Annotated in this window: 13 protein-coding genes; 10 read left to right on the plus strand and 3 right to left on the minus strand. The window is 42.3% G+C overall.

Going from position 1 to position 10,948, the window contains the following annotated elements; all coding sequences use genetic code 11:
• Nucleotides 1-239: 239 nt before the first annotated feature.
• The 6 genes from AC1P5O_RS15195 (at nucleotide 240) to AC1P5O_RS15220 (ending at nucleotide 4,355) form a co-directional block, all read left to right on the plus strand.
• Nucleotides 240-761, plus strand: coding sequence for an acyl-CoA thioesterase (locus AC1P5O_RS15195; RefSeq protein WP_004280680.1), 522 nt, complete (start codon nucleotides 240-242; stop codon nucleotides 759-761).
• A 150-nt stretch (nucleotides 762-911) separates the two neighbouring features.
• Nucleotides 912-1,475 carry a TetR/AcrR family transcriptional regulator gene (locus AC1P5O_RS15200; protein WP_005106275.1) on the plus strand — a complete coding sequence of 188 codons (564 nt, stop codon included), beginning with the start codon at nucleotides 912-914 and terminating at the stop codon, nucleotides 1,473-1,475.
• Nucleotides 1,476-1,515: 40 nt separating this feature from the next.
• Nucleotides 1,516-2,715: an MFS transporter gene (locus AC1P5O_RS15205; protein ID WP_138743325.1), complete on the plus strand. Its 1,200-nt coding sequence runs from the start codon at nucleotides 1,516-1,518 to the stop codon at nucleotides 2,713-2,715.
• Between the two features lies 1 nt (nucleotide 2,716).
• The gene (locus AC1P5O_RS15210) at nucleotides 2,717-3,454 is read left to right on the plus strand and encodes a LysR family transcriptional regulator (RefSeq protein ID WP_499006303.1); all 738 of its coding nucleotides are present in this window, start codon (nucleotides 2,717-2,719) and stop codon (nucleotides 3,452-3,454) included.
• Nucleotides 3,439-3,609, plus strand: a complete 171-nt coding sequence (locus tag AC1P5O_RS15215; protein ID WP_499006305.1) for a hypothetical protein — start codon at nucleotides 3,439-3,441, stop codon at nucleotides 3,607-3,609. Before AC1P5O_RS15210 ends, AC1P5O_RS15215 begins: the two co-directional genes overlap by 16 nt.
• A gap of 128 nt (nucleotides 3,610-3,737) precedes the next feature.
• Complete coding sequence (locus AC1P5O_RS15220) at nucleotides 3,738-4,355, plus strand: glutathione S-transferase family protein (RefSeq protein WP_085064944.1); 618 nt, start codon at nucleotides 3,738-3,740, stop codon at nucleotides 4,353-4,355.
• Nucleotides 4,356-4,389: 34 nt separating this feature from the next.
• Here the strand turns inward: AC1P5O_RS15220 and AC1P5O_RS15225 are convergent.
• The 3 genes from AC1P5O_RS15225 to AC1P5O_RS15235 form a co-directional block, all read right to left on the minus strand.
• Nucleotides 4,390-5,203, minus strand: a protein-coding gene (locus AC1P5O_RS15225; RefSeq protein WP_431605764.1) for an IS5 family transposase whose coding sequence is annotated in 2 segments (ribosomal slippage) — nucleotides 4,390-4,822 and nucleotides 4,821-5,203 — 816 coding nt in all. Because the reading frame shifts where the segments join, the coding sequence is not laid out codon by codon here.
• 107 nt (nucleotides 5,204-5,310) lie between these two features.
• On the minus strand, nucleotides 5,311-6,915 hold the full coding sequence (locus AC1P5O_RS15230; protein WP_348939174.1) for a bifunctional 3-(3-hydroxy-phenyl)propionate/3-hydroxycinnamic acid hydroxylase: 1,605 nt from the start codon (nucleotides 6,913-6,915) through the stop codon (nucleotides 5,311-5,313).
• A gap of 352 nt (nucleotides 6,916-7,267) precedes the next feature.
• The gene (locus tag AC1P5O_RS15235; protein WP_005104028.1) at nucleotides 7,268-7,501 is read right to left on the minus strand and encodes a hypothetical protein; all 234 of its coding nucleotides are present in this window, start codon (nucleotides 7,499-7,501) and stop codon (nucleotides 7,268-7,270) included.
• Between the two features lie 391 nt (nucleotides 7,502-7,892).
• On the opposite strand from AC1P5O_RS15235, the gene AC1P5O_RS15240 reads away from it, so the two are divergent.
• From AC1P5O_RS15240 to AC1P5O_RS15255, 4 genes are all read left to right on the plus strand, one after another.
• On the plus strand, nucleotides 7,893-8,900 hold the full coding sequence (locus AC1P5O_RS15240; RefSeq protein WP_005104027.1) for a CobW family GTP-binding protein: 1,008 nt from the start codon (nucleotides 7,893-7,895) through the stop codon (nucleotides 8,898-8,900).
• Nucleotides 8,901-8,923: 23 nt separating this feature from the next.
• Entirely contained in the window at nucleotides 8,924-9,532 is a 609-nt protein-coding gene (locus AC1P5O_RS15245; protein ID WP_004645809.1) for a YaeQ family protein, read from the plus strand.
• Between the two features lie 85 nt (nucleotides 9,533-9,617).
• Nucleotides 9,618-10,241 (plus strand): MgtC/SapB family protein, encoded by a 624-nt coding sequence (locus tag AC1P5O_RS15250; protein WP_005106283.1) that lies wholly within the window; start codon nucleotides 9,618-9,620, stop codon nucleotides 10,239-10,241.
• Between the two features lie 86 nt (nucleotides 10,242-10,327).
• A complete protein-coding gene (locus AC1P5O_RS15255; RefSeq protein ID WP_004280661.1) occupies nucleotides 10,328-10,666 on the plus strand; it encodes an FKBP-type peptidyl-prolyl cis-trans isomerase in 339 nt (112 codons plus the stop codon).
• The last annotated feature ends 282 nt before the right edge of the window (nucleotides 10,667-10,948 follow it).

The raw sequence follows: 10,948 nt of genomic DNA on the forward strand, positions 1-10,948 counted from the left end.
TAACGTCTGATAATTTTTGAATATCTTTGAATTTCATCCAAGGATTATCTCTTGAATTAAATAATTTTGCTGATTAATTTAAGATCAAATAAATTGTACGTTTTTTGATTTATGACGGAAGTCTATTTTCTATATCAATAATTGTGATGCTTCATTTGCCGAATTGAACATTTTATTCATGCTAAAAACGCTATAATAATAAACGATAACCTTGTCATTCAAAGAGTTCAAAGAAAACGATGGCCCCTTTAGATCAAATTGCAGCAGTGTCGGATGACCAGTCAGAGTTAACGATGTCAGTTCTCATGACGCCAGATATGGCAAATTTTTCAGGAAATGTTCATGGTGGAACCATTCTGAAATTATTGGATCAGGTGGCGTATGCATGTGCAAGTCGCTATTCGGGTAGTTATGTCGTGACCTTATCTGTAGACAAGGTGAATTTTAAAGAGCCAATTCACGTCGGTGAATTGGTTACATTTCTGGCCAGTGTGAATCATGTTGGCCGTACCTCGATGGAAATCGGGATTCGTGTAGAAGCTCAGAATATTCAAAAGAGAACGGTACGTCATACCAATAGCTGTTATTTCACCATGGTCGCGGTGGATGAAAATGGTAAACCAAAACAGATTCCAGCTTTGAATCTGGACAATGACTGGAAACGTTGCCGTTTTGAAGCAGCGGAACAGCGTAAAGTCGCGCGTTTGCAAGAAAATCATCATCCTTCATGCAGCATTTATAAAAAGACTGCACAGAGTTAAGTTAAATCGTGATTGAGAAAAGACCTTCATATGAAGGTCTTTTTTTTGCATCAATTTCAGTTTTTCACTGGAGCTTTGTTATTTTTTACCCTAATATAAAACGATACGTATCGTTTCGATTTTTAGATCTTAAAAGTTAAGTAGAAAAATATGAGCAGTGACGAAAAAAGTTCCCGACGACAGCAGTGCATTTTACAGGCGGTCGCAGATGCGCTGGCAGAATGTGAATATCATCAGCTGACGATTGAAGATGTAGCGGCACGTGCCGGTGTTGGCAAGTCCACGATTTATCGATGGTGGAAACATAAATCGGAACTGGTGCTGGACACTTTCAAACAGCATACAGCTTCGGTATTTGAGCTGGATACCTCTAAAAGCCTGAAAAGCAATCTCATTCAACAACTCGGTTCTTTATCTCAAGCGCTGAATCATCCGGTCGGTCGGGCTTTGCTGGTAGTGATTGCCAATCACCGCGAACTGGCAGGTGAGTTCTTTCAGCAATATCTCTTGCCACGTCGGCAACAGACCCATCAACTGATTCAGCAAGCGATTGAACGGGGAGAAATCCGCGCTGATTATCCTTTTGATTTGATGCTGGATACCTTATACGGCCCGATTCATTACCAGATCATTTTTTTCAACCGGATTCCAGATGAACACTATATCCAGAATCTGGTCGAGTTGGCCTTGCATCCGGTCACTGTTCAAGCCTGAGTTTGTGCTATTTCCCTACAAATTTTAAGAGTTGGTGATTATGTCAGTTAGCGCTGAGCGGTTATGGAATCGCTCATTTATCTTGTGCTTATTCAATAATTTTTTCCTGTTTGTTTATTATTTTGCTTTATTGACCATCTTGCCGATTTATATCATGAAAGATCTGGGCGGTTCGGTAAAAGAAGCGGGTCTGGCGCTGACGCTATTTTTGGCCTCTTCGATTGCGATCCGGCCATTTTCCGGCATGATCATCGAAAAGCTCGGCAAGAAAATCTCGATGCGCGGTGCCGGCGTGATTTTTGCCTTATTTGCCTTTAGTTATTTGCTGGTGGATAGCATGGGGTCGCTGTTGCTGGTGCGTTTTTTACATGGCATCTGGTTCAGTATTCTGACCACGGTGGCAGTACCCGTCGCCAATGAATTTATTCCTGAACAGCGCAAAGGTGAGGGCATGGGTTATTTTGTCATGTCGACCAATCTGGGTGTGGTGTTTGGGCCCTTGCTGGCATTGACCGTGATTCAGTTCACCAGTTTTAATGTCTTATTTGGAATTCTTGCCGTTATTATTTCTTTGGGATTAATCTTCTGCTGGATGCTCAAAATCACAGAGTTACCAAAACCTGAAGCCATAAGCACAGAGAAAACCAGTTTGAGCTTGCAGGATATTCTGGAAGTCAAAGTTCTGGCGGTAAGTTTCGTGGCGTTGCTAACCGCTTTTGCCTACTCGGGCATCATGAGTTTTATTACCGCATTTAGTGAAACCAAGCAGCTTTTGGGCTATACCAGCGTATTCTTTATTGTATTTGCAGCGTCCATGTTGCTGGTCAGACCTTGGGTCGGAAAGATTTATGACCGCAAGGGGCCAAGTGCGGTGATTTATCCTTCATTTATTTTCTTTGCCATTGGTCTGGTGATTGTCAGTCTGATTTCCAATCAATGGATATTATGGTTGTCGGCAGTGTTTATTGGCATCGGTTATGGTTCACTATTCCCATGTTTGCAGACCTTGGCCATTCAGTCGGTCGACAAGCAGCGTATGGGACATGCGATTTCAACCTTCTTTACCCTGTTTGATCTGGGTTTAGCCATCGGTTCCGTGGCCATGGGAGTATTGATTGCCTATTGGGGCTTTGAAACTACCTATGTTTTGAGTGCTGTACTCGTTATTGTGACGATATTGGTTTATCGTCAGTATGTTGCCAAAAAGCAAAATAAGCGCCCGGCAAGTTTGGAGTTATAAAATGGAATTAAGACATTTACGTTATTTCGTTACAGTGGCGCAGGAACTGAACTTTACCCGTGCCGCGGAAAAATTAAATACAGTACAGCCATCACTGAGCCAACAAATCAAGGATTTGGAACGTGAGGTTGGCGTACAGTTGCTGGAGCGGAATAACCGTAAGGTCGGGCTCACTGAAGCTGGACAGGCGTTTTTAAAAGAAGCTTTGCTGAGTCTTGAGCATGCAGAGCGCGCCATTCAGTCTGCCAGACAGATTGCGAATGCACAGCAGGATCAGCTGAATATCGGATTCGTGCCGGTCGCGGAAATGAAAGTCTTTCCTTATATCATGCCGAATATCCGCGCGCATTTTCCTGAACTGAAAGCACAGTTTCATAGTCTGACCGATGCAGAGCAGTTTAGTGCCTTAAGAAATGGACAGATCGACATTGCCTTTACCCGTTATCCGGGGCAGTTAAGTGAGTTTGATTCGATCCGCATTTTTGATGAGCCTTTAACCTTGATTGTGCCCAAAGATTCCCCGGCTGCGGCCTTGCCCTATGTCAGTATCAAGAGTTTTGAAAATCAGGACTTTGTAATTAGTGATGAGCAGTCCTCACCGCAACTGCATAAGCTGATTCAGGATTTTTTTAAACAGTCTAAATTAAAAGTGAATGTGGTGCAGTATTCCACCAATATCCTGCTCAATGTCAATTTGGTAGGGATGGGGTGGGCTGGAGTCTGGTGCCGGCCTATGTGATTCCATTGCTCGGCGATAATATTGTGGTGAAAAAGACGCTGGAACCGTTGCCGATGATTGGGCTCTATGCCAATTATCGCAAGGATCAAAAACATGTGGTGATTGATCTGATTTTGAAAGTATTAAAAGAAAAGTTTTGTGTGGATCTTTTTTAATATTTAAACCTTCAATCTGCCCATCTAAAAAGCCGTGCGACAGAAATGATCTGTAGCACATTCTTTTAAATCGGGACTGCAAATCACTTTATACTGAACCTCTAACAATAAAAACCGGTTGAAGCAGGATGATGAAGCTCTATAACAACCCACAATCACGTGGCTTGACCTTGTTGCCTTTGCTGAAAGAATTGCAGATTGAAGATCAGATTGAGCAGGTGGAAGTTGCCTATGAGCATATGCATCAGCAGGCGTATACACGGATCAATCCGATGGGAAAAGTTCCCTGTCTGGTGGATCAAGGCGTCATTATTTCAGAAATGGCCGCCATTTTTATCTATCTGGCAGATAAATATCGTGACAAAGGCTTAGCGCCTGCTTTGGATGATCCGAAGCGTGGGGCGTATTTGAAATGGATGTTTTTCTGTCATGGACCCTTTACCGAATATATCGATATAAAAAATTTACAGGTGTCGCCAGAAAATATTGAAAAGAACCGGAGAAGTTTAAGTTTTGGGAATGAAGTAGCCGTATTTGATTTTCTGAAACAGGGCATCGGGCAGGCCAATCCTTATCTGTTGGGTGAAAAAGTCTCGGCGGCGGATCTCTATGTGGCTTACTGTTTGATCTTTGCAATCTCTGCGAAAATTTTACCGCCATTTGACGAGTTCAAACCTTTTTTGCAGCAGATGGCTCGTCGTGATTCCCTGAAAGATATTCCCTGGTTTCAGGAATACCGAGTCTAATTCCCCAGTCTATATATTAGATCTCTTGCGAAAGTTAATTCAAGAGCATCCAATTCACCATTCCAACAATTAAATTCATTCTTAGACCAAATCGTTTCCGTCTATTTCTATACCGTTCTGTTAATATCCGAAAATATTTAAGTTTGCCGTTGATATGTTCAATTGTGATCCTACGCCGACTGATTTCTTGGTTGATCTGTTTTGCTATTTTGGGTAATGATAAATTCTTAGGTTTCTTGATTGGAATGAGTAACTTACTCTTAATCTGATGAAATCCTTTATAGGCTAAATCTGCCATAATACAAGGATAAATGATCATCTCCTTAAAATACTTACGCGCAATCGTCAGATCATGTTTTCTGCCACTTTCGACCTGTATACTTACAATTTGCTTTAGTCTTGGGTTAAAAATGACCTGTGTTTTTAGCGTATGTTTCTTCTTTTTACCGCTATAGAATTTTCTTTGTTTTTTTGGGACGCTCAATCTGTGACTCAGTGACATCAACGATCACATAATCACCTTCACTAAACTTTTGATTCCTTTTGGGTAATGCAAAAATCCGTGATTGAATCAGAGCATTTTCAACTTTATGAATAGTACGATTCACATTACTTTCAGCAAGATTATAGTCAGCGGATAATTCAATTTGAGTCCTATAACAGCGTAAGTAGTTTAGAGTTAACAATAATTGATCCTCTAAACACAAAGAATGCGGCCTTCCAGATTTTTTCTTGGCAAGTTCAGCGTGTTGTAACACCGATACCATTTTTAAGAATAATGGACGAGGAACTCCAACGAGTCGTTTAAATTCCCCATCATTAAATCGAGTTAAATTTTCATATTTCATGGGGCTAGTATAAACAATTTTTTACTTTCGCAAGAGATCTATTGTCCGGAATATATAAAAATAATAAAAAAAACCACGCCGAAGCGTGGTGAAAAGTGACTCTAATATTATTTCAGATAAAGCTTTTTAAACAGTTGCTGGCTGGTGCTTTCCATCGATTGAGGAATGGCCAGCGCAGCCACGAAACGGTCAGGACGTAAGATCACGACGGATTCAAACGTGTTACCAAACCAGGAGCGGATATCTGTGCCGATATCACCAATGGTGATGACATCCTGATACTCTTTGCGTTGGCTATTTTGCAATTGCACCGCCGGAATTACCTGAATAAATTTCACGCCGAGCATTTTCCACTGTTGCAACGTATCTGGGCTCAGACCCCATTTCGGATCGACACCCCAAGCAATAATCGCAAAATCATTGCCGATCACTTCATCCAGTAATACGGTTTCACCCGAAGCCAGCTGAACCTGAGGCTGGATAAACATCTTACCGACCGGAGAGTTCTTGGCTCCGTTACTCAAAAGTGCGCCGTCATGATATTTCGGCATCGGTTTAAAGCGCATTTCCAGCAGATATTGTTTGATCGGCTTGATATAGTTCAGGGCATAGGCATTGCTGTCACGAACAAATCCTTGCCATTTTTTCGGTGGTGCCAGTACGTGACCTGCCATCACCGACAGGTCAATCATCGCCTTGGCATGGTCTTTACGTTCGATCTGATACGAATCTAAAAGTGCTGGGCCAGCTTTGCCTTGAACAACCAGCGCCATTTTCCAGGCCAAGTTAAAGGCATCACGCATACCGCTGTTATAGCCCTGACCTTGCCATACCGGCATAATGTGCGCAGCATCACCGGCAAGCAAAATACGGTCGACACGGAACTTGTCCGCAATACGGGCATTATGAGTATAGACACGCTGACGGATCACTTCAATACCATCCGTGCTTGGTAACACCTTGGACAGAAGTTTGGCAATATTTTCCGGTTTGCTCAGTTCTTCCTGCGTTTCACCCGGCATAACCATAAATTCAAACCGGCGAATACCATGTGGCAATGCGGCTGATACATAAGGACGTACAGGATCACAACATAAGTAAATATGCGGTGTAGCCAGCGGGTCATTCTCAAGGTCGATCACGATCCATTGATTCGGTGCGGTTTCACCTTCAAAGGCAATGCCCAGGTTGCGGCGCACATAAGAATTACCGCCATCACAAGCAATCAGGTATTGAGCGCGGATGGTTTCTGCATCGCCCTCTTTATTTTGCAGGTTAAGTGTTACGCCGTCAGCATCTTGACTAAACTGGGTCAATTGACGAGAAAACAGCACTTGGGTGTTTTTATATTGCTTTAAGCCTTGCAGCAGAACGTTATCGACTTGTGGCTGAATAAAGGCATTACGGCGCGAGAAACCAAACTCACGTGTTAAAGGTTGAATATCAGCAAAACAGCGACCTTTAGGCGTTAAGAAGCGCATCGCATGATTCGGGGTGGTATGCGGTAAGACTTGATCGACTAAACCCAAAGATTGAATGGTACGCAAGGATTCATCATCGATTCCAATCGCACGTGGATAATCAATCAAACTATCCAGTTGCTCGACAATCGTGACAGCTACGCCTTGCTTGCTCAGATAGTTGGCAATGGTTAAGCCGACAGGGCCGGCGCCGAGAATTGCCACTTCAGTAGTGTAATTAGTATTGCTCATAGCGAATGTCCATTCAATCGACTTGCATTTGATGCTATTAAGGGACAGTGAGAAGCCAGAAACAAGTTAGGCGATAGTAGCTGAAGTATATGGATAATATTGGATTGAAATGGGTGTTTTTTAAATAAGAAATTGATTTTAAATATAAAAATAATAAAAGCTTAATAGCCAGTATTAATTCTATGATCAGTTTTGACTATGGTGATAAATGGATTTTGCGCAATAAAAATGCTGAACCAGCATCAAGCATGATTCAGCATCGAATAAGATCGGGGCAGTATAGGACAAAGCCTACTGGAGAATTACTGTCCCTGATATCTTCATTGAAGGATTAAACGAGTCGTTCAATCACTTAACGTACAGCAGGTTTTGCAGGGGGCGTGCTTTCCGCAGCAGCTTCAGAGGCAGCAGGCTGCTCTGCAGATGCGCCTGCAACTGGAGCATTTGATTCAGGTAATTCCTGAGTAGTCACAATCACTTTTTCTTCTGCAGTGGTGGTTTTCGCATCTGTGGTTTTGCTGTCAGCAAAACTGGTGGCTGCAGCAGCAGTAAGCGTAGTGGCAAGTAAGATTTGTGCATATTTCATTTTTGGCATCCTTTTATTCATGTCATGTAATCTGCTGAACTGACCATCACATCAATTCGACAGATGCCCATCCTAAGCACAGGAATTTTACTGAGCAAATCAATTAACAAAAGCGACACGCAGGGAATAACTGAGCAGATACAAAACTGAGAAAGTTGTTTTATTTCTGTTAATTATGCAGAGTTTTATTTAATGAAAGTGTGTATGAATATTTCAAAAATCAAATTTGAAATAAAAGTTAACATAGAAAATTGATAATTTTGGATCATTCCATTAATTTTTATCTCTGTGATTTTCACATCGTGTTTGCGAAGAACACGCATTTTAAAGTCACACTGTGCTTTATAATGCAGAGTATTGCTATTTCTATTCAATCTCTTGAGAGTCGATTTTGAAAATTCTGTCAGCGTCGCAGGCTATTCCTGTCCATATCATTTCCGGATTTTTGGGTGCAGGTAAAACCACACTACTCAAACATTTATTACAGCAAAAACCGGAACAGGAAATCTGGGCTGTGCTAATGAATGAATTCGGCCAGATTGGGGTAGACCAGCAGTTATTGCCGCAAGATCAGGGTTATGCGGTCAAAGAGCTGTTGGGTGGTTGTCTATGTTGCAGTAGCCAGTTACCGATGCAGATTGCCTTGTCACGCCTGCTGTCAGAAGTGAAACCGGATCGTCTGTTTATCGAACCTACCGGACTGGGGCATCCTGGCCAATTACTGGAACAGCTGACCGAACCGCACTGGCAGAGTCATTTAAACATGCAGGCATTGGTCACAGTGGTAGATGGTTCACGTTTGCATGATCGAGACTGGACTCAGCAAAACCTGTACGCAGACCAACTCAAGGCAGCGCATATTGTGGTGATTTCACATACTGACTTGATGACAACCGCAGACCACGCAGCACTCACGCAACTTCAGACAGAATATCAACCTTATGCCCAACAGTGGTTGTTCACCGAGCATGGACAACTCGATATCGAACTGATCAAGCAGGACTATCGGGGTTCCGCCCGTCAGATTCAGCCTTTGTTAAAACAGCAACAGACCACCCGTTCAGCAGATACGCCCTTAGTGATTCAGCAAATGCCTTATCATTATGTAGAAAGCGCGCAGGGTTATCAGGTTGCGGGCTGGAAATTGCCAAAACGCTGGCAATTCAATTTTTATGATCTGCTGGATCTGCTCTGTGAACAAAAAGACTGGCTCAGAATCAAGGGAATTTTTAATACGGATCAAGGCTGGAAAAGCTTTAATTTTAATCCTGAGCAGTTTAATTATCAGTCGGCAGATGAAGGCATTGATAACCGGGTAGAAGTGATTTATCAACAGTCACGGGATTGGCTGGCCTTTGAAACTGCCCTGATGCAATGTCGTATGGATCCAGAGAAATAATGGTACTGTTTCTAGTGCGCTGAATGAATTATTGGCCTAAATCTGTTCAGCAAAATAGCGCTAAATCTTATATGCTAGGCGCCAAATTTGAGGATTATGTGATGGCGTTAAAAGCGACGATTTATAAGGTTGATTTGAATATTGCGGATATGGATACGCATCGTTATGAGGATTATCAGCTGACGATGGCGCTGCATCCTTCAGAAACCATTGAACGCTTGATGGTGCGTATTCTGGCCTATGCACGCTATGCCGATGAAGCACTGGAATTTACCAAGGATCTGTTTGAAACCGATGAACCGGCACTCTGGGAAAAGGATCTGACCGGGCAACTGGTCAAATGGATTGAAGTCGGTAGCCCGGACGAAGATAAAGTCAAAAAGGCCAGTGCGCGTTGCAAGCAGGTCGCAGTCGTCACCTATGGTTCTGCGGTGGATGAATGGTATAAGCGCAGCAGCAAATTAAAAATCTTAAAAAATGTGGAAGTGTGGAAGTTATCTACCGCAACCACCGACGCATTGCCACAGTTATGCGAACGCACCATGCAGTTACAGCTCAATGTGATGGATGGTGAATGGACCTTGATTGGCGATCAGGGCCAGGTGCTGGTGGAGTGGGAACAGTTACAATAAGGCCAAATAAGGATGCAAGTCTGGACTTGTATCCTGTAGCTCAAATTGCGTATATCTGAGGAATAAGAATACGCAGGGTTGCACCATGTACCATGAACTTTATGATTTACTGCTAGCTGTCGCGATCGGCGCAATTATTGGTGCAGAGCGTGAGTATCACAGTAAATCTGCCGGACTGCGTACCATGATTATGGTCAGTCTGAGTTCCTGTTTATTTACCATTATTTCCCTGAAAATAGGCGTGGCCAATCCTGACCGGCTGGCCGCCAATGTCTTGACTGGACTAGGTTTTCTAGGTGCTGGTGTTATCCTGAAAGATGATAACCGTATTTCTGGAATTACCACCGCGACCACCATCTGGATGACAGCCGCACTCGGCATGGCGGTCGGTGCAGGCTATGAACTCTTAAGTATTTGGGCTACTTTTATTGTCATGGTGGTGCTGGTTCTATTGATGTATGTACAGCGCGGCATCGAATCTCTGAATCAGGAACGCAATTATGAAATTGTCTGTCCATTTGATGAAAATGATTCCAATCACTACGAAATGCTATTTAAGCGTTACAAGCTAAAAGTGGTGCATTCCTCACAAAAAAAAGTCGATCAACAGATTGTCGGACGCTGGATCCTGATGGGATCGGCCAAGAATCATCAAGAATTAACCCAGTATTTACTCAATGATAAGAATATTCAGGAACTCAGCTTTTAACCCATCAATGACCCAGACTTAAAAAAACAGAGCAATCCGGTTTATACTGAGCTTTGAAATTTTATGCTCCTCTCAGGTAAATAACCATGATCAACGAACTTGAAATTATTGATTTAAAAGTAGGTGAAGGTAAAGAAGCGGTGAAAGGTGCCTTAATTACCACGCACTATACTGGCTGGCTGGAAGATGGAACCAAGTTTGATTCTTCTATTGACCGTGGTAATTATTTTGAAACCGTCATTGGCACAGGTCGTGTAATCAAAGGCTGGGATCAGGGGATTCTGGGAATGAAAGTTGGCGGTAAGCGTAAACTGATGGTGCCTGCACATTTGGCCTATGGCGAACGTAAAATGGGTAAAGTCATTCCAGCCAATTCTAACCTGATTTTTGAAATTGAACTGTTTGATGTAAAAACACGTGATTAAAATGATTTAACTGGCTGAATATAAGTTATATTTTTTATTCAAAAATATACGCTGATTCCGGTGCAGTCGCTTCCAAATAGGGTGTGCCGGAGAAGCTACAAAAAACATCTAAAAAGATTTGAAATCAAAAATATTCCTTGTAAATTATAAGAATAATCTCTGTACACGACAAAAATAGATAACTCATTGAAATAATGTCATAATAATTGTTTTCTAACGACGAATACTATGACACATCTCAATGAGTTATATCTTATCTTAAACAAATATCTAAAATGGAAC

It is taken from the genome of Prolinoborus fasciculus, from assembly GCF_056724605.1.

Excerpts from the sequence above, each read along its gene's own strand:
- AC1P5O_RS15195 (WP_004280680.1), top strand. The coding sequence starts at position 240 with ATGGCCCCTTTAGATCAAATTGCAGCAGTGTCGGATGACCAGTCAGAG.
- AC1P5O_RS15200 (WP_005106275.1), top strand. The coding sequence starts at position 912 with ATGAGCAGTGACGAAAAAAGTTCCCGACGACAGCAGTGCATTTTACAG.
- AC1P5O_RS15205 (WP_138743325.1), top strand. The coding sequence starts at position 1,516 with ATGTCAGTTAGCGCTGAGCGGTTATGGAATCGCTCATTTATCTTGTGC.
- AC1P5O_RS15210 (WP_499006303.1), top strand. The coding sequence starts at position 2,717 with ATGGAATTAAGACATTTACGTTATTTCGTTACAGTGGCGCAGGAACTG.
- AC1P5O_RS15220 (WP_085064944.1), top strand. The coding sequence starts at position 3,738 with ATGATGAAGCTCTATAACAACCCACAATCACGTGGCTTGACCTTGTTG.
- AC1P5O_RS15230 (WP_348939174.1), bottom strand. The coding sequence starts at position 6,915 with ATGAGCAATACTAATTACACTACTGAAGTGGCAATTCTCGGCGCCGGC.
- AC1P5O_RS15235 (WP_005104028.1), bottom strand. The coding sequence starts at position 7,501 with ATGAAATATGCACAAATCTTACTTGCCACTACGCTTACTGCTGCTGCA.
- AC1P5O_RS15245 (WP_004645809.1), top strand. The coding sequence starts at position 8,924 with ATGAATTATTGGCCTAAATCTGTTCAGCAAAATAGCGCTAAATCTTAT.
- AC1P5O_RS15250 (WP_005106283.1), top strand. The coding sequence starts at position 9,618 with ATGTACCATGAACTTTATGATTTACTGCTAGCTGTCGCGATCGGCGCA.
- AC1P5O_RS15255 (WP_004280661.1), top strand. The coding sequence starts at position 10,328 with ATGATCAACGAACTTGAAATTATTGATTTAAAAGTAGGTGAAGGTAAA.